The organism is Streptomyces sp. NBC_01591 (genome assembly GCF_035918155.1).
GTDB lineage: Bacteria > Actinomycetota > Actinomycetes > Streptomycetales > Streptomycetaceae > Streptomyces.
Map to the genome: position 1 here is coordinate 6568391 of NZ_CP109327.1, position 24319 is coordinate 6592709.

The 24319-nt window shown below is 70.0% G+C and carries 15 protein-coding genes and 1 pseudogene; 13 read left to right on the forward strand and 3 right to left on the reverse strand.

The genetic code is table 11. The features are described from left to right. The first annotated feature begins 17 nt into the window (after nucleotides 1-17). From miaA to hflX, 6 genes are all read left to right on the forward strand, one after another. Entirely contained in the window at nucleotides 18-956 is a 939-nt protein-coding gene (gene miaA, locus OG978_RS30330) for a tRNA (adenosine(37)-N6)-dimethylallyltransferase MiaA (protein ID WP_326768239.1), read from the forward strand. 107 nt (nucleotides 957-1063) lie between these two features. Next, the gene (locus OG978_RS30335) at nucleotides 1064-1501 is read left to right on the forward strand and encodes a hypothetical protein (protein WP_326770216.1); all 438 of its coding nucleotides are present in this window, start codon (nucleotides 1064-1066) and stop codon (nucleotides 1499-1501) included. A 101-nt stretch (nucleotides 1502-1602) separates the two neighbouring features. Then, nucleotides 1603-2475, forward strand: a complete 873-nt coding sequence (gene dapF, locus OG978_RS30340) for a diaminopimelate epimerase (protein ID WP_326768240.1) — start codon at nucleotides 1603-1605, stop codon at nucleotides 2473-2475. Nucleotides 2476-2692: 217 nt separating this feature from the next. Continuing rightward, nucleotides 2693-4870, forward strand: a complete 2178-nt coding sequence (locus OG978_RS30345; protein WP_326768241.1) for a RelA/SpoT family protein — start codon at nucleotides 2693-2695, stop codon at nucleotides 4868-4870. Nucleotides 4871-4966: 96 nt separating this feature from the next. Further along, the gene (locus OG978_RS30350) at nucleotides 4967-6421 is read left to right on the forward strand and encodes a M1 family metallopeptidase (protein WP_326768242.1); all 1455 of its coding nucleotides are present in this window, start codon (nucleotides 4967-4969) and stop codon (nucleotides 6419-6421) included. Nucleotides 6422-6564: 143 nt separating this feature from the next. Then, nucleotides 6565-8085 (forward strand): GTPase HflX, encoded by a 1521-nt coding sequence (hflX, locus tag OG978_RS30355; protein ID WP_326768243.1) that lies wholly within the window; start codon nucleotides 6565-6567, stop codon nucleotides 8083-8085. Nucleotides 8086-8170: 85 nt separating this feature from the next. On the opposite strand, the pseudogene OG978_RS30360 reads toward hflX, so the two are convergent. Then, nucleotides 8171-9339, reverse strand: a pseudogene (locus OG978_RS30360) (trypsin-like serine peptidase). 263 nt (nucleotides 9340-9602) lie between these two features. Continuing rightward, entirely contained in the window at nucleotides 9603-10823 is a 1221-nt protein-coding gene (locus OG978_RS30365; protein WP_326768244.1) for a trypsin-like serine peptidase, read from the reverse strand. 328 nt (nucleotides 10824-11151) lie between these two features. On the opposite strand from OG978_RS30365, the gene OG978_RS30370 reads away from it, so the two are divergent. From OG978_RS30370 to OG978_RS30390, 5 genes are read left to right on the forward strand one after another with little or no spacing between them, the layout of a single operon-like run. Continuing rightward, a complete protein-coding gene (locus OG978_RS30370; RefSeq protein WP_326768245.1) occupies nucleotides 11152-12531 on the forward strand; it encodes a diaminobutyrate--2-oxoglutarate transaminase family protein in 1380 nt (459 codons plus the stop codon). Between the two features lie 50 nt (nucleotides 12532-12581). Further along, a complete protein-coding gene (locus OG978_RS30375; protein ID WP_326768246.1) occupies nucleotides 12582-14441 on the forward strand; it encodes an IucA/IucC family protein in 1860 nt (619 codons plus the stop codon). 44 nt (nucleotides 14442-14485) lie between these two features. Next, nucleotides 14486-15301, forward strand: coding sequence for a GNAT family N-acetyltransferase (locus OG978_RS30380; protein ID WP_326768247.1), 816 nt, complete (start codon nucleotides 14486-14488; stop codon nucleotides 15299-15301). A gap of 60 nt (nucleotides 15302-15361) precedes the next feature. Continuing rightward, on the forward strand, nucleotides 15362-17278 hold the full coding sequence (locus tag OG978_RS30385) for an IucA/IucC family protein (RefSeq protein WP_326768248.1): 1917 nt from the start codon (nucleotides 15362-15364) through the stop codon (nucleotides 17276-17278). Between the two features lie 38 nt (nucleotides 17279-17316). Beyond that, entirely contained in the window at nucleotides 17317-19287 is a 1971-nt protein-coding gene (locus tag OG978_RS30390; RefSeq protein WP_326768249.1) for an ATP-dependent DNA helicase, read from the forward strand. Between the two features lie 81 nt (nucleotides 19288-19368). On the opposite strand, the gene lexA is transcribed toward OG978_RS30390, so the two are convergent. Then, nucleotides 19369-20163: a transcriptional repressor LexA gene (gene lexA / locus OG978_RS30395; protein ID WP_072488421.1), complete on the reverse strand. Its 795-nt coding sequence runs from the start codon at nucleotides 20161-20163 to the stop codon at nucleotides 19369-19371. Between the two features lie 521 nt (nucleotides 20164-20684). On the opposite strand from lexA, the gene nrdR reads away from it, so the two are divergent. Both nrdR and OG978_RS30405 read left to right on the forward strand, forming a co-directional pair. Continuing rightward, entirely contained in the window at nucleotides 20685-21197 is a 513-nt protein-coding gene (nrdR, locus tag OG978_RS30400) for a transcriptional regulator NrdR (protein ID WP_093898913.1), read from the forward strand. Between the two features lie 160 nt (nucleotides 21198-21357). Then, on the forward strand, nucleotides 21358-24252 hold the full coding sequence (locus OG978_RS30405) for a vitamin B12-dependent ribonucleotide reductase (protein WP_326768250.1): 2895 nt from the start codon (nucleotides 21358-21360) through the stop codon (nucleotides 24250-24252). Nucleotides 24253-24319 lie beyond the last annotated feature (67 nt).

The following is a 24319-nucleotide window of genomic DNA, read 5'->3' on the forward strand; positions in this document are numbered from 1 at the left end:
TTTGCGAGACTGTGGCGGTGAGAAGTTCAGCTCCCGCACCGCGGGTCATCACCGTCGTCGGTCCCACTGCAGCCGGAAAGTCCGATCTGGGGGTATTCCTTGCTCAGCAGCTCGACGGCGAAGTGGTCAACGCCGACTCCATGCAGCTCTACCGGGGGATGGATATCGGCACCGCGAAGCTGACGCTCGCCGAACGCGAGTCCGTCCCGCACCACCTGCTGGACATCTGGGACGTCACCGAGACCGCCAGTGTCGCCGAGTACCAGCGGCTGGCCCGCGCCGAGATCGACCGGCTGCTCGCCGCCGGCCGCACCCCCGTCCTGGTCGGCGGCTCCGGCCTCTACGTGAAGGGCGCCATCGACGCCCTGGAGTTCCCCGGCACGGACCCCGAGGTACGGGCCAGGCTGGAGGAGGAGTTGGTCGAGCGCGGCTCCGGCGCGCTGCACGCCCGGCTCGCTGCCGCCGATCCCGAAGCAGGCCGGGCCATCCTGCCGAGCAACGGCCGCCGGATCGTCAGGGCCCTCGAAGTCATCGAGATCACCGGCAAGCCCTTCACAGCCAATCTCCCCGGTAACGATGCGGTGTACGACACCGTCCAGATCGGTGTCGACGTGGCCCGCCCCGAACTCGACGAACGCATCGCCCTGAGGGTCGACCGGATGTGGGCGGCCGGACTCGTCGACGAGGTCCGCGCCCTGGAGACACACGGCCTGCGCGAGGGGCGAACCGCGTCCCGGGCGCTCGGCTACCAGCAGGTGCTTGCCGCGCTGGCCCAGGAGTGCACCGAGGACGAAGCGCGGGCCGAGACCGTTCGCGCCACCAAGCGATTCGCCCGCCGTCAGGACTCGTGGTTCCGCCGCGACCCGCGGGTCCACTGGCTGAGTGGTGCCGCGGAACACCGCGGGGAACTCCCGCACCAGGCGCTGGCGTTGGTCAAACGAGCGGTTACAGCCTGATCACGTGATGGCATCGGGAAGCCCTGCCCGTCATTTCGGCGACCTGGAGCGTGCCATCATCGAGCATCGATCGACCAGTGGAGTCCGAGTTGGGAGGGCGCGTGGCGATGGAGGCCGGCCCTCGCGACACTGAACAAGACGCACCGGACGCGCTGCATGAGGCAGCAAGTCTGAGCCCCGACGGGCCGGACGAGCTCGAAGCGACCCCCGAGGTCGAGGTCGAGCTGCGGCCCGCGCGCAAGCTGCGGATCTGGCAGCTGGCACCGATCGTCATGCTCGCCGCGGTGGGGTCGCTGATGTTCGCCTTCCCGCTGGCCTTCGAGTTCGGCGACGGCGGCGCGGTCGTGGCCATGCTGGGCCTGCTGATCAGCTGCTGCGCCGCGGGCTGGGGCATGATGGCCGCCCGCCGCGTGGGATACACCTGGCCCGGGCTGCCGCAGCGTGGCTCGGGCGAGCGCTCCGACTGGCGGGTGATCGCCCTGTACGTCGCCGTCTGCGGCGCGCTGGTCGCACTGGCCGTCTGGCGCGTGGCACGGCTCCGCTGACGGCCGGAGCGGGCCCTTTCCGCAGGCCCTGCCGTCATGCCGGAGCCCGCGGGGGCGGGCCGGGGCCGCCGGTTGTCGGCGCCGTTTCGTACAGTTGCCCTGTGAGCACCTCGCAGATCGCCTTCCTCAAGGGTCACGGCACCGAGAACGACTTCGTGATCGTTCCCGACCCGGACAACGCCATCGACCTGCCCGCGTCCGTCGTCGCCCGGCTCTGCGACCGCCGCGCCGGTATCGGCGGTGACGGGCTGCTGCACGCCGTACGGTCCGCCGCGCACCCCGAGGCGCAGGCCATGGCGGGCGAGGCCGAGTGGTTCATGGACTACCGCAACGCGGACGGTTCGATCGCCGAGATGTGCGGCAACGGGGTACGGGTCTTCGCCGGATACCTCCAGCGCGCCGGGCACGTCGAGGAGGGCGACCTCGCCGTCGCGACCCGGGGCGGCGTGAAGAAGGTGCACATCGCCAAGGACGGCGCCATCACGGTCTCCATGGGGCGCGCGCTCCTCCCCGAGGACGGCGTCACGGTCAGTCTCGGCGGCCGGAGCTGGGGCGCCCGCAACGTGAACATGGGCAATCCCCACGCGGTCGCCTTCGTCGACGACCTGACCCACGCCGGCGATCTGCTCTCCGTACCGCCCTACAGCCCCGCAGCCGTCTACCCCGACGGCGTCAACATCGAATTCGTCGTGGACCGCGGACCGCGCCATGTCGCCATGCGGGTCCATGAGCGCGGCTCCGGCGAGACCCGCTCCTGCGGCACGGGTGCCTGCGCCGTGGCCGTCGCCGCGGCCCGCAGGGACGGCGCGGACCCCGCGGAGACCGGCACCCCTGTCACGTACACGGTCGATCTGCCCGGCGGCACCCTCGTGATCACCGAGCGGCCGGACGGCGAGATCGAGATGACCGGACCGGCTGTGATCGTCGCCGAAGGCCTGATCGACTCCTCCTGGCTCGAAACGGTGATCGGCTAGGGCCTCTCGTTTGGATCAGGCCGGATCAGGCACCGGGGCCCGCGAGCCCGGAATGATCCAAACGAAGGGCCCCGGACCTTCGCTCGAATGGGTGATCCCTTTCACGCTGGGCGAGAGCCGGACTCCGCCACGTGGTGGGCTCGGTAGCATCAAGCACCGGCCCGGAGGCGCGACCGCACCTTCCCACCGCCGGTCGACGTCGCCGGAGGTGCCCCGCATGAGCACAGAGGCCACCAGCCCAGGTGCCCCCATCCGCAGACGGGGCCGTCCCCGGATCGATCTGCGCAGGCTCGGGCGCGTCGCGCTGCTCGGCCCCGTCTCCCGCGACCGGCTGCCCGATGCCATCGGCCATGTCGCCGAGGCCCACCGGGCCCACCACCCGGACGCCGACCTCTCGATCCTGCACCGGGCCTACGTACTCGCGGAGTCCTCGCACCGCGGCCAGATGCGCAAGAGCGGCGAGCCGTACATCACGCACCCGCTCGCGGTCACGCTGATCCTCGCCCAGCTCGGCGCCGAGACGACGACACTCACCGCGTCGCTGCTCCACGACACCGTCGAGGACACCGACGTGACCCTCGATCAGGTACGGGACCAGTTCGGCAAAGAGGTCTGCTATCTCGTCGACGGCGTCACCAAACTCGAGAAGGTCGACTACGGAGCGGCTGCCGAACCGGAGACCTTCCGCAAGATGCTGGTCGCCACCGGGGACGACGTCCGGGTCATGTCCATCAAGCTCGCCGACCGGCTGCACAACATGCGCACCCTCGGCGTGATGCGTCCCGAGAAGCAGGCCAGGATCGCCAAGGTCACCCGCGACGTACTGATCCCGCTGGCCGAACGGCTCGGGGTGCAGGCCCTCAAGACCGAGCTGGAGGACCTCGTCTTCGCGATCCTCCACCCCGAGGAGTACGAACGGACCCGCGCGCTGATCGACGCCGCGTCGGCGCACCCGGACGGCTCCGGCGCCGCCCGTCAGGACCCGCTCGCGGCCATCGCCGAGAACGTCACGACGGTGCTGCGGGAGGCCGGCATCCCCGCCGAAGTCCTCATCAGGCCACGCCACTTCGTGTCCGTGCACCGGGTCGGCATCAAACGCGGCGAACTGCGCGGCACCGACTTCGGCCGACTGCTGGTGCTCGTCGGCGAGGACGCCGACTGCTATGCCGTGCTCGGAGAACTGCACACCTGCTTCACTCCGGTGATCTCCGAGTTCAAGGACTTCATCGCCGCCCCCAAGTTCAACCTGTACCAGTCACTGCACACCGCCGTCGTGGGCGAGGACGGGGCGGTCGCCGAAGTCCTCATCCGTACCCACCGGATGCACAAGGTTGCCGAGGCCGGAGTCATCGCCCTCGGCAATCCGTACGCCGCGGAGAGCGGCACCGGACCCCAGGCCGCCGAACCCGCCGACGGAGAGCGCGCCGACCCCACCCGGCCCGGCTGGCTCTCCCGGCTCCTCGAATGGCAGCAGTCCGCCCCGGACCCCGACACCTTCTGGACCACGCTCCGCGCCGACCTGGCCCAGGACCGGGAGATCACGGTCTTCCGGACCGACGGCGGCACGCTCGGGCTGCCCGCCGGAGCCAGCTGCGTCGACGCCGCCTACGCGCAGTACGGGGACGAAGCGCACAACTGCATCGGCGCCCGGGTCAACGGCCGCCTGGCCACCCTCGGCACCGTACTCAGCGACGGAGACACCGTGCAGTTGCTGCTCGCCGAGGACGCCGCCTCGGGCCCCTCGCCCGACTGGCTCGACCACGCCCGGACCCCCGCCGCCCGCATCGCCATCACCGGCTGGCTGGACGCCCACCCCGAGGACACCCGTGGCCCGCACGGCGGCCGGCCCGCGGAATCCGGGCCCGAGCAGCAGTCGCACGGCCACTCCAGGCCCGGACCGCAGCCGCAGGAGCCCGCAGGCACCGGGCCCGCCGCGGGCCGCGCCGCGAGCGCCGTGGTGGACCTGCCGGACGCCACCGTACGGCTCGCGGGCTGCTGCACCCCCGTACCCCCCGACGCCGTCACCGGATTCGTCGTGCGCGGCGGCGCCGTCACCGTGCACCGGCTGGAATGTCCCGCCGTCGCCCGGATGCGGTCCGTCGGCCGGTCGCCGGTCGGGGTGAGCTGGGGAGACGCCACCGAGTGCCGGGTCACGCTGGTCGCCGAGTCCTTCGGACGCCCCCGGCTGCTCGCCGATCTCACCGAGGCGATCGCGACGGCGGACGCGGCGATCGTCTCCGCCACCGTCGAACCGCCCAGCGAACAGCGTGTCAGGCACACCTACACCCTGCAGCTCCCCGACGCGGCCGGACTGCCGTCCCTGATGCGCGCCATGCGTGACGTGCCCGGGGTGTACGACGTGAGCCGGGCCCAGCACCCCGCGGCCACCGTCTGACTCCGCCGGCCGGAGCCATCCGCCACAGCGATCTCATTCGGGTGGCGCGGCGCGCGCCGCGCCTGCCCAGGGCGAAGTCGCTGGTAGCGGTAGTTCATGCCGTTCATCTCCCGCTGTCTGCGGGCCGCTCTGCTGGCCACCGCATCAGCCACCCTCGTCGCAGCCACCCTCCCCTCACCCGTGCCACTCGGCATCGGTGATCCGCTCTTCCCCCACCTCGGCAACCCCGGGTACGACGTCCGCGCCTACGACGTCGGAATGACCTACCACGGCGACAACAGCAAGCCGCTGGACGCCGTCACCAGGATTGACGCGCGGACCACCGAACCGCTCGACCGGATCAACCTCGACTTCACCCTGGGCACGGTCCGCACGGTCGAAGTCAACGGACTGCGCGCCGACTTCGCCCTCAAGGACGAGGACCTCGTCATCCAGCCACTGGGCCGGCTGCCTGCCGGGGTGCCGCTGCGCATCACCGTCCGGCACACCAGCGACCCCTCCGGCGACCAGAACAGCGGCGGCTGGCTGCGCACCGCCGACGGTCTGGCCATGGCCAACCAGGCCGACGCCGCGCACCGGGTCTTCCCGAGCAACGACCACCCCGCCGACAAGGCGTACTTCACCTTCCGGATCACCGCGCCCAAGGACCTCACCGTGGTGGCCAACGGACTGCCCGCCGGCACGGCCCGGCAAGGCGCCGACACCACCTGGACCTACCGGACCGAACACCCCATGGCCACCGAACTGGCTCAGGTCTCGATCGGGCGTTCCGCCGTCCTGCACCGGACCGGTCCGCACGGGCTGCCGGTACGCGACGTGGTGCCCGAGGCCGACCGCAAACGCCTCGAACCCTGGCTCAGCAAGACCCCCGCCCAGCTGGAGTGGATGGAACAGCAGGTCGGGCGCTATCCCTTCGAGACGTACGGACTGCTCGTCGCCGACACAGAGACCGGTTTCGAGCTGGAGACCCAGACGCTCTCACTCTTCGAGCGGGCCCTGTTCACCGGGAACGACTACCCCGAGTGGTACCTCGAATCGATCATGGTGCACGAGGTCGCCCACCAGTGGTTCGGCGACAGCGTCTCCCCGCAGAGCTGGTCCGATCTATGGCTCAACGAGGGACACGCCACCTGGTACGAGGCCCGCTACGCCGAGGAGCACGGTGGCAAGGCGCTGGAACGCCGGATGCGCGATGCCTATACCAGGTCCGACGGCTGGCGCGCCGCGGGCGGCCCGCCGGCCCGACCCGACGCCCCGGAACCCGGACAGAAGATCAGCCTGTTCCGGCCGGTGGTGTACGACGGCAGCGCACTGATCCTGTACGCGCTGCGCCAGGAGATCGGCGAGAGCGCGTTCGACCGGCTGGAGCGGAGCTGGGTGAGGAAGCACCGGGACTCCAACGCCACCACCGGGGACTTCGTCCGCCTGGCGTCCCGGACCGCGGGCCGCGACCTGACCTCGTTCTTCGACGGTTGGCTGTACGGGGAGAAGACCCCGCCGATGCCGGGACACCCGGACTGGCACAGCACCGCGCCCGCCGGACAGCGATAAACCCGGGTGACGGGTGCGGCCGACCATGCCACTATCGACGAGTCGCTGCGGCGGCCGGACCGGAGATTCCCGACAGCGGGAATCATCGGAAGGGGTCACGCGTTGTGACTGATGTAACGGACTTCCAACGACGTAAGGATCCAATGACCTCCTCTTCTTCCTTTCCCCAGGACGCGCAGGATGCGCAGAGTGCTACGGAGAATGTCACCGAAAGCCTCACCGAGAGCCTTCGGGCCGACGCCCTGATGGAAGAGGACGTCGCCTGGAGCCACGAGATCGACACGGAGCGGGACGGCGAGCAGCTCGACCGCTCCGAGCGCGCCGCCCTGCGGCGTGTGGCAGGGCTCTCCACCGAGCTCGAAGATGTCACCGAGGTCGAGTACCGGCAGCTGCGCCTGGAGCGCGTGGTGCTGGTCGGTGTCTGGACGTCGGGGACCGTGCGTGACGCGGAGAATTCCCTCGCGGAGCTGGCCGCACTGGCGGAGACGGCGGGCGCCCAGGTGCTCGACGCCGTCTTCCAGCGCCGTGACAAGCCGGACCCGGCCACCTACATCGGTTCGGGCAAGGCGCTGGAGCTGCGCGACATCGTCCTCGAATCGGGGGCCGACACCGTCGTCTGCGACGGTGAGCTCAGCCCCGGCCAGCTGATTCACCTGGAAGACGTCGTCAAGGTCAAGGTGGTCGACCGGACCGCCCTGATCCTCGACATCTTCGCCCAGCACGCCAAGTCCCGAGAGGGCAAGGCGCAGGTCTCGCTGGCACAGATGCAGTACATGCTGCCGCGGCTGCGCGGCTGGGGTCAGTCGCTCTCCCGTCAGATGGGCGGCGGCGGTTCCAGCGGCGGTGGCGGCATGGCCACCCGTGGTCCCGGTGAGACCAAGATCGAGACGGACCGGCGTCGGATCCGCGAGAAGATGGCGAAGATGCGCCGGGAGATCGCGGAGATGAAGACGGGCCGCGAGATCAAGCGCCAGGAGCGCAAGCGCAACAAGGTGCCGTCGGTCGCCATCGCCGGTTACACCAACGCGGGCAAGTCCTCGCTGCTCAACCGGCTCACCGGTGCGGGCGTCCTGGTGGAGAACGCCCTGTTCGCCACCCTGGACCCGACTGTGCGCCGGGCCGAGACGCCGAGCGGCCGGCTCTACACCCTGGCCGACACCGTCGGGTTCGTACGGCATCTGCCGCACCACCTCGTCGAGGCGTTCCGCTCCACCATGGAGGAGGTCGGCGAGTCCGATCTGATCCTGCACGTGGTGGACGGCTCCCACCCGGCGCCGGAGGAGCAGCTCGCCGCGGTGCGCGAGGTGATCCGCAAAGTCGGCGCGGTGGACGTGCCCGAGATCGTGGTGGTCAACAAGGCGGACGCGGCCGATCCGCTGGTGCTCCAGCGACTGCTGCGCATCGAGAAGCACGCGATCGCCGTCTCTGCGCGCACCGGCGTTGGTATCGAGGAGCTGCTCACGCTCATCGACACCGAACTGCCGCGGCCGTCGGTCGAGATCGAGGCCCTCGTGCCGTACATCCAGGGTGGACTCGTCTCCCGGGTGCATGCCGAGGGCGAGGTGATCTCCGAGGAGCACACGTCGGAGGGCACCCTGCTCAAGGCGCGGGTACACGAGGAGCTGGCGGCCGAGCTCTCCTCGTTCGTCCCCGTGGCGCACTGACCGCGGCGCTGTACGGCTCGGTAACGCCCGAAAGCCCGCCCCGACCAGGGGCGGGCCTTCGGCCGTCATAGGAGGCAGGTGGCCGTCAGCGGCCGGCGAACTTCTCGCTCATCGTGGTGAAGACGTCCTTGGCACCCCGGCCCAGCTGGGGGCCGGCGAGCCAGCCCGAAGTCACCGGTCCGATGGAGGTGTTGGAGACCAGCACGGACTTGCCGTCACTGCCCTTTCTGAACCATCCGCCGCCGGACGACCCACCGGTCATGGTGCAGCTGATGCGGTACATCGCCGGAGTGCCCGGGCTGATGGAGAGCCGCCCGGGGCGATCGACGCACTTGTGCATGATCAGGCCGTCGTACGGGGGAGCGGCGGGGTATCCCCAGGCGCCCATGGCGTCGATCCGCGAGATCTCGGGAGCGTCGAAGTCGACCGCCAGGGCGTTGCCCACGGTCTCCTCCAGGGACTTGGTCCCCTTCTCCGGCTTCACATGCAGCACCGCGTAGTCGTAGGGGGCGCCCTCGCCCCCGGTGGGGCCGCCGTCGGCGAGCCATTCACCGGACGTCGTCGCCCAGTCCGCCCAGTACGCGCCGTACGGGGCGATCTCCTGCGGCTGCGCGTTCTCCAGGGCGGCGGCGGACTTGCCCCTGTCGTTGTACGCGGGCACGAAGACGATGTTGCGGTACCAGCCGCCCTTCGACCCGGCGTGCACGCAGTGTCCGGCGGTCCACACCAGGTTGGACCGGCCCGGCTTCTCCGGGTCCTTGACGACCGTGCCCGAGCAGACCATCGAGCCCTCGGGGGAGTCGAAGAACACCTTGCCGACCGGGGCCGCGTAGTCGTGGTACGGCGTCTTCTCGCGCTCGGCCCGCACCGGAGCGGGCTCCGGATCGGTGACGCCCTGGCCGCCGGAGACGTCGCCGGCCGCCAGGGTCTTCGCCGGGTCCTTGGCCGACTTCATCCGGTCGGGCTTCCACAGCCCCTCGATGACCGGGTTGACGAAGTCCTTGGCCTCACGCAGCCATTTGTCCTTGTCCCAGTTCTTCCACTCGCCGTTCTTCCACTTCTCCGGGTCGACACCGTGCTTCTTCAGCGTCTCGGCCAGACCGTCGGTAGGGAGCCGCCGGCGTCCTGGCCACCCGCGGAGTCCGCGGCGGGCTTGCCGGTCGCGTTGTCCTCGCTCGGACCACAGGCCGTGGCCGTCAGGGCGAGCGCGGCGACGAGACCGGTCGCGGCGAGCAGCGGACGTATGGATCGCATGGAAAGGGTTCCCCCTGAAATTTCTGAAATTGCCATGAACGTGTCATACGGCTCGGTGGCCGGACCAACGGCCACCGAAGATGCAGGGGTCACCCTATGACGGTCCGGAGCATGCCCCCTGCCGCGGCGGCGCGGCCCGCACGGGGCGCGGCCGGGCGGCGGTGCCGCACGACGTACAGGGGCCCCCGGCGCGCAACTGCCGCGCCGGGGGCCCCTGATGTGCCGTCACCGTCCTCGGGACCGGCCCGGGTGACGGTCCGTCGTCACTGTCCCGCGTACTTCTTGCTGACCGAGTCGTAGACGCCCTTGGCCTCCTTGCCGAACCGCGGCCCGGCCAGCCAGCCGGCCGTCACCGGTCCGATGGAGGTGTTGGAGACCAGCGCGGGCTTGCCGTCCTGGCCGTTCGCGACCCAGCCACCGCCCGACGCGCCGCCGGTCATGGTGCAGCCGATGCGGTACATCGTCGGGTCCTGCGCGGTCAGCGAGAGCCGACCCGGCTTGTCCGCGCACTGGAACGCCTTCTGGCCGTCGTACGGCGGAGCGGCCGGGAAGCCGGTCGCCGTCATGCTGTCGATCTTCGGCACGGCCGGGGCGTTGAAATCGACGGGCAGCGCGGAACCGACCGTCTCCTCCAGGGACTTGCCCGTCGAGCCCTTCTCCGGCGTCACGTGCAGCACCGCGAAGTCGTACGGCGCGCCCTGCCCGCCCATCGAGGAACCCTGCGAGATCCACTGGTCGGACGTCTGCGCCCAGCTGCCCCACCACACGCCGTAGGGGGCGATCTCCTGCTTGGTCGCCTTCTTCAGCTCGGCCAGCGACAGGCCCTGGTTGTTGTACGACGGCACGAAGGCGATGTTGCGGTACCAGCCGCCCTTCTTGCCGGCGTGCACACAGTGCCCGGCGGTCCACACCAGGTTGGACTTCCCGGGGTGCGCCGGGTCCTTCACCACGGTCGCGGAACAGACCATGGAGCCCTCGGGGCCGTCGAAGAGCAGCTTCCCGGACTCTGCGGCGTTGGCGTGGTACGGCGTCCGGACGCCCGCGGCCTGGACCGGCGCGGGCGTCGGGTCCGTCACACCCACATCACCCGAGATGTCGTTGTCGACCGGCTTCTCCGGTGCCTTGTCCGCGTCCCGCATCCGGTCCGGGTCCCAGAGGTCCTCGATGACCGGGTTGACGAAGTCCTTGGCCTCACGCAGCCATTTGTCCTTGTCCCAGTTCTTCCACTCGCCGTTCTTCCACTGGTCGAGGTCGATCCCGTGTTCCTTGAGCCGGTCCTTCAGGTCGTCCGGAATCGTGATCTTGCCGTCCGAGGACTGGCCGGCGGGGACGCTCGGCTTGTCACTCGCGTTGTCCTCCTCGGGACCGCAGGCGGTGGCGGTGAGCGCGAGGGCCGCGGTGACCGCGGCCACGGCGAGCACCGACGAAGGCCGGCGGCGTGCCCTCCCCTGACGTGCGGCGAGAGCCGGTCGAATGAGTCGCATGTGGTGATCCCCCTGGGACTTCGTAACTCAACACTTCTGTACTGCACTGCGGTACTGCTCCGAGCCACCTGCTCCGAACGCCCTGCGGACTCCCGGACGGTTTCCCGAGGTCCTGTGCGGCCCCCACTATGCCGGTGCCGATGGGGACGGCGAGCGGCAGGGCCGCGGTTCCGCCCCCGCAAGGATCTTCCGATTTACCCGTGATCCGCCGCGCCCGGCGTCGTTGGTACGTGCGAGGGACTCGGAGAAAGCGTTCATCCCCGCAGTCCGTCCGTGCGTCGACGTACTGATGTGCAACGCAACCGTTACAGCGGGAGGACCAACAGCCGTGGCCGTGACCGAACCAGCCCCGGTGGCAGCACCGGCGGTGCACGAGGGGATCCTGCGCCGCCAGTCGTTGCGCGAATCCGCTGCCCGTACCTATGCGCGTTCACTGCCGATCGTGCCGGTGCGGGCCCGTGGGCTGACCATCGAGGGCGCGGACGGGCGGCGATACCTCGACTGTCTCTCCGGAGCCGGCACCCTGGCGCTCGGACACAACCATCCGGTCGTCCTGGAGGCGATCAAGAAGGTCATCGACTCGGGCGCACCGTTGCATGTGCTCGACCTCGCCACGCCGGTCAAGGACGCCTTCACCACGGAGCTGTTCGCCACCCTGCCGCGGCAGTTCGCCGACAACGCCCGGATCCAGTTCTGCGGACCGGCGGGCACGGACGCGGTCGAGGCGGCGTTCAAGCTGGTCCGCGGCGCGACCGGCCGCAGCGGCCTGCTCGCCTTCACCGGCGCCTACCACGGGATGACGGCAGGGGCCCTCGCCGCCTCGGGCGGCGCCGAGGACGTACGGGTGACCAGGCTGCCCTTCCCACGGAACTACCGCTGCCCCTTCGGCGTCGGCGGTGAGCGCGGCGCGGAGATCGCCGCCCGGTGGGCCGAGAACCTCTTGGACGATCCCAAGGGAGGCACACCGACGCCGGCCGGGATGATCCTCGAACCCGTACAGGGGGAGGGCGGCGTGAACCCCGCCCCCGACAGCTGGATGCGCCGGATGCGCGAGATCACCGAGACCCGCTCCGTCCCCCTGATCGCCGACGAGGTCCAGACGGGCGTCGGCCGCACCGGTGCCTTCTGGGCTGTCGAGCACAGCGGGATCGTGCCCGATGTGATGGTGCTCTCCAAGGCGATCGGCGGTTCCCTCCCGCTCGCCGTGATCGTCTACCGCTCCGAACTCGACACCTGGCAGCCGGGCGCCCACGCCGGCACGTTCCGGGGCAACCAGCTCGCGATGGCGGCGGGCACGGCCACTCTTGCCTTCGTACGGGAGAACCGCCTCGCCGAGCGCGCCGCCACCCTCGGCGCCCGCATGCTCGCACGCCTCCAGGCGCTGGCCACCGACCACCCGACCATCGGTGACGTACGCGGACGTGGCCTGATGATCGGCATCGAGCTGGTCGACCCGGAAGCCGCCGCGCCCGGCGACAGCCCCGAGCCACCACCCGCCCCCGCCCTGGCCGCTGCCGTCCAGGAGGAGTGCCTGCGCCGCGGGCTCATCGTCGAACTCGGCGGACGCCACTCCACCGTCGTACGCCTCCTCCCTCCCCTCACCCTCACCGACGAACAGGCAACAGCGGTCGTGGACCGCCTCGCCGACGCACTGGCAGCCGCCGAGCGCCTGCCGCACCGCCGCACCACGACCGGGTCGATCCGCTGACCCCGGACACCTTCACAAGAAAGACCGCCGTGAACCCCACCCCCACCCCCATGCCCCAGGCTGACGGCTCGTCCCCCACCCAGCAGCTCGCCGGCCCACTCGTCGTCGAGCAGTCCACCGTGCCGCGCCAGATGACGGCACCGCCCGACGAGCGGTACACCCCGAAGTCCGCGGCCACCGCTGGGGCACCGGCCGACCCGCTCGACCACCCGGACCCGCTGCGGGCCGCCGACACGGCGGGCACGGAGAATCTGCTGCGCTGCTGGATCCGGGAAGCCGACCTGCCCAGGCCGGACGGGGGCACTCTCCGCATCCCCCTCCCCGCCAGCGGAACGGCCCTGCTCGTCCCCGTCCTCTACTGGTCGGCCACGGGCTGGCACCGCTTCGGCCCGCCCGCCCTGGAGGGGGCACCCGAAGGAGCACCGCCCACCGACGCCGTCACGGTCGCCGCTCTCCTGGGCCGCGAGGCCGACCGCCACGAAGGGGCCGACATGGTGGCCCGGGTGGCCGACTCGGTACGGCGGACCGCCGGCTTCATCGCCGAGCGGCGCCGCACCCCCCACGCCCCGGACGAGGCGGACCTCTTCCTCACCGCGGAGCAGTCACTTCTGCTGGGACATCCGCTCCACCCCACCCCCAAGAGCCGCGAAGGGCTCTCCGATGCCGAATCGCGCCTCTACTCGCCCGAGTCGCACGGCTCCTTCCCGCTGAACTGGATGGCCGTCGACCGGTCGGTGCTGGCCACCGACTCCGCCTGGACCGACGGCGGCCGACCGGTCCGGGCCACGGAACTGCTCGCCTCCCACGCCGAGGGCCTGCACTTCCCCGACAACACCGCACCGATTCCGCTCCACCCCTGGCAGGCCCGCGAACTCGGACACCGCCCCGAAGTGGCGGCCCTGCTCGACGCCGGACTCCTCCACGACCTGGGACCGTACGGCAGGCGCTGGCACCCCACCTCCTCCGTCCGCACCGTGCACCGGCCCGGTGCCGAGGTCATGCTCAAGCTCTCCCTCGGCGTGCGCATCACCAACTCCCGCCGGGAGAACCTCCGCAAGGAACTCCACCGCGGAGTGGAGGTCCACCGGCTGCTCCGCAGCGGGCTCGCCACGCAGTGGCACGCCGCCCATCCGGGCTTCGACATCGTCCGCGACCCCGCCTGGCTCGCCGTAGACGGTCCGGACGGCGAACCGGTCCAGGGCCTCGACGTGATGCTCCGCCACAACCCGTTCGGGCCGCACGACGACGCGGTCTGCATCGCGGCTCTGACCGCTCCCCGCCCGTGGCCGGGCAGGACGGGCATGCACTCGCGTCTCGTCGAGACCGTTCTCTCCCTGGCCGCCGCCACCGGCAGAACCGTGGGCGCGGTCGCTGCCGAGTGGTTCCTGCGCTACCTGGACCGCGTCGTGCGCCCCGTGCTCTGGCTCGACGCCCACGCCGGCGTGGCCCTCGAAGCCCACCAGCAGAACACCCTGGTGCTGCTCGACCCCGAGGGCTGGCCCGTCGGCGGGCGATACCGCGACAACCAGGGCTACTACTTCCGTGAGTCCCACCGCGCGGCGCTGGAGCACAGGCTCGCAGGCATCGGATCGGTCAGCGACACCTTCGTCTCCGACGAGGTCACCGACGAACGCTTCGCCTACTACCTCGGCATCAACAACGTCTTCGGTCTGATCGGAGCGTTCGGCGCCCAGCGCCTCGCCGACGAACGCGTACTCATCGCGGCTTTCCGCCGGTTCCTCGGCTCGGCCGCCGCCCTGGGCTCCCCGCTCCCCACGCACCTGCTGGAAAAGCCCCACCTGCGGTGCAAGGCCAACCTGCTGACCCGGATGCACGGCCTGGACGAACTCGTCGGTCCCGTCGACACCCAGTCCGTCTACGTCACCATTGCCAACCCCCTGTGTGACTGAGGGACCATGACCACCGCCTGAACCGCCGAGAGGAGAGCGACACCGTGGTTCCCGCCGATGCGCACACCGACGCCGCGACCGGCCCTGCCCCACAGGCCGACACAGGTGCCGAGGACACCCTGGACCTGGAGCTCTCCGAAGAACTCCTCGCCCTGTTCGGGGAGGACACACCGGCCACCGCGGCGCCGCACCTGCCGCCCGGCGCACCCGTGTCACCCGCGTCGTCCGTCCCGGGCGACGCGGGCCCGGCAGCGGGAACGCGGCCGGCCATGAGCAGGGCGGCCGCCTCCGATCTGCTCGACCGTCCGGCCGACTGGCGACCGGTCACCACCCCGGCCGGAATCTTCCAACTCGTCCCCGTGCGACCGGAACGCGATCTCGCCGTACTGAGCCGCTGGATGAACGACCCCGCGGTCGCGGCCTTCTGGGAGCTCGCCGGATCCGAAGCCGTCACGGCCGCCCATCTGCGCCCTCAACTCGACGGCGACGGGCGCAGCGTCCCCTGCCTCGGAGTGCTGGCAGGCATTCCCATGAGCTACTGGGAGATCTACCGCGCGGATCTCGACCCGCTGGCACGCCACTACCCCGCTCGTCCGCACGACACCGGAATCCACCTGCTCATCGGTGGTGTGCACAACCGTGGGCGTGGCGTCGGCACCACCCTGTTGCGGGCCGTCGCCGACCTCGTACTCGACAACCGCCCCCTGTGCGCGCGTGTGGTCGCCGAACCCGATCTGCGTAACACCCCGTCCGTCTCAGCCTTTCTGAGTGCCGGGTTCCGCTTCTCCGCGGAACTCGAACTCCCCGACAAACGAGCCGCCCTGATGGTCCGCGACCGAACCCATCGTGCCCAGCTGTGAACGAACTGCTGCATTACTCACCCCGCTCGAACCCCATCGGTTCCATCCCGAGGAGTCCCCGTGCCGAAATATCCCGCGAGCCATGATTCAGCGGAGTCCGCCGAGCTGCTCAGCACGCCAGAACTGAACCGGACGGTCTGGGACGGAGCCGCCGCCCGACTGCTCGCGAAGATGCTCGGTCAATTCGCCTACGAGGAAGTCATCGAGCCGGTTGGGGAGGCCGGCGGAGGCGATACGTACACCCTCGGACTGGACGACGGCGGAGCCCTCCGCTTCAGCGCCCGGCGGGGCGTGTACGGGAGTTGGCACATTGCCCCGGACTCGATTCTGGAGATGCGCGGGAGCATCCCCCGGGCGCCGGCCGACGCGAGGCCCGACGGCGACCGGGGCCCGACCACCGAGCCGTCCGGTGACCCGGACACCGGCGCCGTCCCCTTCCGCGATCCGCTGCAGTTCCTCGTCCGCGCCCGCCGCCTCCTGGGCGTCGACGGCGCCACCCTCGGGCACCTCATCCGCGAAATCACGACCACCCTCACCGCCGACGCCCGGCTCGACCACACCGCGCTCACCGCGGCCCGGCTGGCCGACCTCGACTACGCCGAGCTGGAAGGCCACCAGACCGGCCACCCCTGGCTCGTCGCCAACAAGGGCCGCCTCGGTCTCTCCGCCGCCGATGCCTCGCGCTACACCCCCGAGGCCCGCAGGCCCCTCACGCTGCCGTGGATCGCGGTCTCCACGAGGATCGCCGCCTACCGCGGAGTGGCCCGTCTGGCCGGCCCGGAGCAGTTGTACGCCCAGGAACTCGACCCGTCGGTCCGTGACTCCTTCGCCGCCGTGCTCCGCTCCCGCGGCCTCGATCCCGGCAGCTATCTCTGCCTGCCCGTGCATCCCTGGCAGTGGGACGAATGGATCGTCCCGATCTTCGCCCCGGCCATCGCCGCCGGTGACATCGTCCCGCTCCACGCCGACGCGGACCTCAGGCTGCCGCAGCAGTCCATCCGAACCTTCAGCAACGTGGCCCGCCCCGACCGGCACACCGTCAAACTGCCCCTCTCGATCCTCAACACGCTGGTCTGGCGTGGGCTGCCGACCGAACGCACGCTCGCGGCCCCCGCCGTCACCACCTGGGTCCAGGGCCTGCGCGACCAGGACGCGTTCCTGCGTGACACCTGCCAGGTCATCCTGCTCGGCGAGGTGGCCTCGGTGACGGTCGAGCACCCGCTCTACGACCACCTTCCCGAGGCCCCGTACCAGTTCAAGGAGATCCTCGGCGCGATCTGGCGCGAACCCCTCCAGCCCCGGCTCGCTCCCGGCGAGCGGGCCCGGACCCTGGCCTCGCTGCTCCACACGGATCCGCAGGGCCGCGCCTTCACGGCCGAGCTCGTCGCCCGCTCCGGGCTGACGCCCACCGCCTGGCTGACTCACCTCTTCGCCGCCCTGCTGCCACCGCTGCTGCACTTCCTCTACCGGTACGGCACGGTGTTCTCCCCCCACGGCGAGAACGCCATCGTGGTCTTCGACGACCAGGACGTACCGGTGCGCCTGGCGATCAAGGACTTCGTCGACGACGTGAACATCAGCGCTCAGCCGCTGCCGGAGCACGATTCGATGCCGGAGGACGTACGCCGCATCCTGCTCACCGAGGAACCCTCCTTCCTCACCCAGTTCATCCAGTCCGGACTGTTCATCGGGGTGTTCCGCTTTCTGTCCCCGCTGTGCGAGGAACAGCTGGGGGTGCCGGAGGTCGATTTCTGGTCACTCGTCCGGGCCGAGATCCTGCGCCACCACGCCCGCTTCCCCGAGCTCAAGGAGCGGTTCGAGATGTTCGACCTGCTGGCACCCCGCATCGAACGTCTCTGTCTGAACCGCAACCGCCTGCACGTCGACGGCTACCGGGACCGCCCCCAGCGCCCGCACGCGGCCATCCACGGGACCGTTCCCAACCCGCTCCACCCCACCGCCGGAGTCCGGGAGTGACCGCTGTTGTCAGTGGCGCCCCGTACGCTGGTCGGGCTATGACGAAGCCATCCCTCCCCGAGCTCCTGCACGCCGCCGTGACCGCCGTCGGCGGTACGGAACGCCCCGGTCAGGCCGCCATGTCCGAGGCCGTTGCCGAGGCTGTCGACGACAATTCCCATCTGCTCGTCCAGGCCGGCACCGGCACGGGCAAGTCCCTTGGCTACCTGGTGCCCGCGCTGGCACACGGGGAGCGGGTCGTGGTGGCCACGGCGACGCTGGCGTTGCAGCGCCAGCTCGTGGAGCGCGACCTTCCGCGCACGGTCGACGCCCTGCACCCGCTGCTGCGCCGCCGTCCCGATTTCGCCATGCTCAAGGGCCGGTCGAACTACCTCTGCCTGCACCGGCTCCACGAAGGGGTGCCGCAGGACGAGGAGGAGGGGCTCTTCGACCAGTTCGAGGCCGCCGCCCCGTCGAGCAAGCTCGGTCAGGACCTGCTGCGGCTCCGCGACTGGTCCGACGAGACCGAGTCCGGCGATCGCGACGACCTCACTCCGGGGGTCTCCGACCGTGCCTGGGCACAGGTCTCCGTCTCCTCCCGCGAATGCCTGGGCGCCAGCAAGTGCGCGTACGGCGCGGAGTGCTTCGCCGAGCTCGCCCGGGAGCGGGCCAAGCTCGCCGATGTCGTCGTCACCAATCACGCCCTCCTCGCCATCGACGCCATCGAGGGTGCGCCGGTGCTCCCGCAGCACGAGGTGCTGATCGTCGACGAGGCCCATGAGCTGGTCTCCAGGGTCACCGGGGTGGCCACCGGCGAGCTCACCCCCGGCCAGGTCAACCGCGCGGTGCGCCGCGCGGCGAAGCTGGTCAACGAGAAGGCCGCCGACGCGCTGCAGACCGCGTCGGAAGGGTTCGAGCGAGTCATGGAGCTGGCGCTCCCGGGCCGCTTGGAAGAGGTCCCCGAGGACCTCGGCTACGCACTGCTGGCGCTGCGCGACGCCGCGCGTACGGTGATCTCGGCCCTGGGCAGCACGCGGGACAAGTCCGTCCAGGACGAGGACGCCGTCCGCAAGCAGGCTTTGGCATCGGTGGAGACGATCCACGGCGTCGCCGAGCGCATCACCCAGGGCTCGGAGTACGACGTCGTCTGGTACGAGCGCCATGACCGCTTCGGCGCCTCCGTGCGGGTCGCTCCGCTCTCCGTCTCGGGGCTGCTGCGCGAGAAGCTCTTCGCCGAGCGGTCCGTCGTCCTCACCTCGGCCACGCTCAAGCTCGGCGGGGATTTCAACGGGGTGGGCGCCTCGCTCGGCCTGGCCCCCGAAGGCACCGCGGGCGACGACCTTCCGCAGTGGAAGGGGCTCGACGTCGGCTCGCCGTTCGACTACCCGAAGCAGGGCATTCTGTACGTCGCCAGGCATCTGGCCACGCCGGGGCGGGAGAGTTCCCGCACCGACATGCTGGACGAGCTCGCCGAACTGGTGGAGGCGGCGGGCGGACGCACCCTCGGATTGTTCTCCTCCATGCGGGCGGCCCAGGCCGCCGCGGAGGACATGCGGGGCAGGCTGGACAAGCCGATCCTGCTGCAGGGCGAGGAGACGCTCGGAGAGCTGATCAAGAATTTCGCGGCCGATCCCGAGACCTGTCTCTTCGGCACGCTGTCGCTCTGGCAGGGCGTCGATGTGCCGGGGGCCAGCTGCCAGCTGGTGGTAATGGACCGGATCCCGTTCCCGCGTCCCGACGACCCGCTGATGAGCGCGCGCCAGAAGGCGGTCGAGGAGGCGGGAGGCAATGGGTTCATGGCCGTCGCGGCGACGCATGCCGCACTGCTGATGGCCCAGGGGGCCGGCCGACTCGTCCGGGCCACGGGCGACAAGGGTGTGGTCGCCGTACTCGATCCGCGCCTGGCCAACGCCCGGTACGGCAGCTATCTCCGAGCCTCGCTGCCCGACTTCTGGTACACCACCGACCGGAACCAGGCGCGCCGCTCACTCGCGGCGATCGATGCGGCAGCCAAGGCCGACGGCAAGTAGCCCGCTCCGGGTGCCCGCTCCATGGGCAGGGCCCCGGGATCGGCGCAGTGGATCCCGGGGCCCGGTCGGAACCGGCGAGCTTCACACCCGCCGCAGCACCGCCACCACCTTGCCGAGGATCGTCGCCTCATCGCCCGGGATCGGCTGGTACGCGGAGTTGTGCGGGAGCAGCCAGACATGGCCGTCCTCCCGCTTGAAGCGCTTGACCGTGGCCTCGCCGTCCAGCATGGCTGCCACGATGTCGCCGTTCTCCGCGACGGGCTGGCGGCGCACGGTGACCCAGTCGCCGTCGCAGATCGCCGCCTCGATCATCGAGTCACCGACGACCTTGAGCACGAACAGCTCGCCGTCACCGACGAGCTGGCGGGGGAGAGGGAAGACGTCCTCGACCGACTCCTCGGCGAGGATCGGACCACCGGCCGCGATCCGGCCGACCAGCGGCACGTACGACGCCGCGGGCTTGCCGGTCGTATCGGTGGGCTGTGAACTGGGCTGGTCCGAACCACGGACCTCGTACGCCCGCGGGCGGTGCGGGTCGCGACGCAGGAAGCCCTTCCGCTCCAGGGCCATCAGCTGATGGGCGACGGAGGATGTGCTGGACAGGCCCACGGCCTGACCGATCTCCCGCATCGAGGGCGGGTAACCACGCCGCTGCACGGAATCCCGGATCACCTCGATCACTCGCCGCTGCCGGTCCGTGAGCCCCGAGCTGTCCGCCCGGATTCCAGGAGGTCGGCCGGGCAACGAGCGCGCTGGGCGCGCGGGCTCTGGCCCCTCCATGTTCGTGACTGAGTCATTCATGGCATGCACCGGCTCGAATCGGCTCTGGGAGCGGTCCTGGGCAGTGATGGTGGCACTGTCTGCGGTGGTGGTCACGTCGGCCCCTCTCGAATGGTCTCCCTAGCTGGACAACGGTAGTAGCTTTCGAAAGGTTGCGCCAAACACACGTTCGAGTGAAAAACGAATAAAAGTCTGCCGTGTGTTCTCTGCCGGGTGTATGTGCGATGACCGAGGGGTCGGGATTCTTCTGTGGACCGACCCGAAATTCGGGCTTTTACGGTAGCCGTCGCCGGTGCGGCGCCGCCATGCGGGGTGGCCGTCGGGCCGTTGTTCGAGTCCGGCGGCGGGAGCCCCGCAATCCTGGCGGCCGGACTGTTCCCGTAACCTCGTGTGCGGCCGTACGCTGCCTGCCGGCTGCTCGTGATGCGCGACACGCGGTAGGGCCGAATGCGCAGCCAAACCCAAGATCTAGTGGTTGGATTGTTCCAGCCGCCCAGAAGTTGTGGTCCCCGGTCCGCCGAGGGTTCGGCCATCGCCTATGCTTGTGACAGCTTCGAGGGGCCCCTACGGGTCCTGGAGAGGCAATTCAGTCGTGCTGTGAAGGAGGGTTGGGAGCCATGCACTGCCCCTTCTGCAGGCACCCCGACAGCCGGGTCGTCGACAGTCGCACCACCGACGACGGCACGTCCATCCGACGCCGCCGCCAGTGCCCCGACTGCTCCCGCCGTTTCACGACGGTGGAGACCTGCTCGCTGATGGTGGTGAAGCGCAGCGGCGTGACCGAGCCCTTCAGTCGTACCAAGGTCATCTCCGGCGTACGCAAGGCATGCCAGGGCCGGCCGGTCACCGAGGACGCCCTCGCCAAGCTCGGCCAGCGGGTCGAGGAGGCGGTGCGTGCCACCGGCAGTGCCGAGCTGACCACCCATGACGTGGGCCTGGCCATCCTCGGCCCCCTGCAGGAACTCGACCTCGTCGCGTACCTGCGCTTCGCGTCCGTGTACCGGGCGTTCGACACACTCGAAGACTTCGAGGCCGCCATCGCGGAACTCCGTGAGCGGCGGCCTCCCGTGGAGGAACGCGGGAGGGGAGAGACCCTTGAGGTCCCCGTTCCCGCCGTCGCCGCCGACTGATCGGCACCGGCCGACCGGCACGGTTCCGTGGATCGGCGGCAGGGCGGCTTCATAGACCTGCTCCGGGCGCTCTGCGTGGCGTCCGAGGCATCAGAGACAGACTGTGCCCCGGGAAGTTCTGGGCACTTCAGGGCGTTTTTGCCCACATATGGGAGGCGGCATGACAGAGACGGCGAGCGGCCCGGCACGAGGTTCCCGAGCCAAGGGATCCAAGTCGAGCAAGGGTCTGCGTATCGAGCGCATCCACACCACTCCCGGCGTACATCCGTACGACGAGGTGGCGTGGGAGCGCCGTGACGTCGTCATGACCAACTGGCGCGACGGCTCGATCAACTTCGAGCAGCGTGGCGTCGAGTTCCCCGACTTCTGGTCGGTGAACGCGGTCAACATCGTCACCAGCAAGTACTTCCGCGGGGCCGTCGGCACCCCGCAGCGCGAGACCGGTCTGCGGCAGCTCATCGACCGGATCGTGAAGACGTACCGCAAGGCCGGCGAGGACCACGGCTACTTCGCCTCTCCCGCGGACGCCGAGATCTTCGAGCACGAGCTGGCGTACGCCCTCCTGCACCAGATCTTCAGCTTCAACTCGCCGGTCTGGTTCAACGTCGGAACGCCCCAGCCGCAGCAGGTCTCCGCCTGCTTCATCCTGTCCGTCGACGACTCCATGGAGTCGATCCTCGACTGGTACAAGGAAGAGGGCATGATCTTCAAGGGCGGCTCCGGCGCCGGCCTGAACCTCTCCCGTATCCGCTCCTCCAAGGAACTGCTGTCCTCCGGCGGCAACGCCTCCGGTCCGGTCTCCTTCATGCGCGGGGCCGACGCCTCCGCCGGAACGATCAAGTCCGGTGGCGCCACCCGGCGCGCGGCCAAGATGGTCATCCTCGACGTCGACCACCCCGACATCGAGAACTTCATCGAGACCAAGGTGAAGGAGGAGGAGAAGATCCGCGCCCTGCGCGACGCGGGCTTCGACATGGACCTGGGCGGCGACGACATCACGTCCGTCCAGTACCAGAACGCCAACAACTCGGTCCGCGTGAACGACGAGTTCATGAAGGCCGTCGAGTCCGGCGGCAAGTTCGGGCTGCGTGCCCGGATGACCGGTGACGTCATCGAAGAGGTCGAGGCCAAGTCCCTCTTCCGCAAGATGGCCGAGGCGGCCTGGGCGTGCGCCGACCCGGGTATCCAGTACGACGACACCATCAACGCCTGGCACACCTGCCCGGAGTCCGGCCGGATCAATGGCTCGAACCCGTGCTCCGAGTACATGCACCTGGACAACACCTCGTGCAACCTGGCCTCGCTGAACCTGATGAAGTTCCTCAAGGACGACGGCAAGGGCAACCAGTCCTTCGAGTCGGAGCGCTTCGCCAAGGTCGTCGAGCTGGTCATCACCGCGATGGACATCTCCATCTGCTTCGCCGACTTCCCGACCCAGAAGATCGGCGAGAACACCCGCGCCTTCCGTCAGCTCGGCATCGGTTACGCCAACCTCGGCGCCCTGCTGATGGCGACCGGCCACGCCTACGACAGCGACGGCGGCCGCGCCCTCGCCGGTGCCATCACCTCGCTGATGACCGGCACCTCGTACAAGCGCTCCGCCGAGCTCGCCGCGGTCGTCGGCGCGTACGACGGCTACGCCCGTAACGCCGAGCCGCACCAGCGCGTCATGAAGCAGCACGCCGACGCCAACGCCGCGGCCGTCCACATGGACGACCTGGACAACCCGATCTGGGCCGCCGCGACGGAGGCCTGGCAGGACGTGATCCGGCTCGGCGCGAAGAACGGTTTCCGCAACGCGCAGGCCTCGGTCATCGCGCCCACCGGCACCATCGGCCTCGCGATGTCCTGCGACACCACCGGCCTTGAGCCCGACCTCGCCCTGGTCAAGTTCAAGAAGCTGGTCGGCGGCGGCTCGATGCAGATCGTCAACGGCACCGTTCCGCAGGCCCTGCGCCGCCTGGGCTACCAGGAGGAGCAGATCGAGGCGATCGTCGATCACATCGCCGAGCACGGCAATGTGATCGACGCCCCCGGCCTGAAGACCGAGCACTACGAGGTCTTCGACTGCGCGATGGGCGAGCGTTCCATCTCCGCGATGGGTCACGTGCGCATGATGGCCGCGATCCAGCCCTGGATCTCCGGCGCGCTCTCCAAGACGGTGAACCTGCCGGAGACGGCCACCGTCGAGGACGTCGAAGAGGTCTACTTCGAGGCGTGGAAGATGGGCGTCAAGGCGCTCGCGATCTACCGTGACAACTGCAAGGTCGGCCAGCCCCTCTCCGCGAAGACCAAGGAGAAGAAGAAGGCAGAGGTCACGGCCAAGGCCGAGGAGACCATCCGTACCGCGGTCGAGAAGGTCGTCGAGTACCGGCCGGTCCGCAAGCGTCTCCCCAAGGGACGTCCCGGCATCACCACCTCCTTCACGGTGGGCGGCGCCGAGGGCTACATGACCGCCAATTCCTACCCGGACGACGGTCTCGGCGAGGTCTTCCTGAAGATGTCCAAGCAGGGCTCCACCCTCGCGGGCATGATGGACGCCTTCTCCATCGCCGTCTCGGTCGGCCTGCAGTACGGCGTCCCGCTGGAGACGTACGTCTCGAAGTTCACCAACATGCGCTTCGAGCCGGCCGGTATGACGGACGACCCGGACGTGCGGATGGCGCAGTCGATCGTCGACTACATCTTCCGCCGCCTCGCGCTGGACTTCCTGCCCTTCGAGACCCGCTCGGCGCTCGGTATCCACTCGGCCGAGGAGCGGCAGCGCCACCTCGACACGGGTTCGTACGAGCCCTCCATCGAGGACGAGGAACTGGACATCGAGGCCCTGGCCCAGTCCGCCCCGGTGCGGACGGAGCCGCTGAAGGCGGTGGCCGCGGTGCAGGAGGCGGAGAAGCCCGCCCCGAAGACCGCGCACACCTCGGCGGAGCTCGTCGAGATGCAGCTGGGCATCAGCGCGGACGCGCCGCTCTGCTTCTCCTGCGGTACGAAGATGCAGCGCGCCGGATCCTGCTACATCTGCGAGGGCTGCGGCTCGACCAGCGGTTGCAGCTGACAGGCTGCACGGTCGCATCGTCCCGCATGATGTGCCCGGCCGGCTGAATCACAGCTGGAGGAGGGCG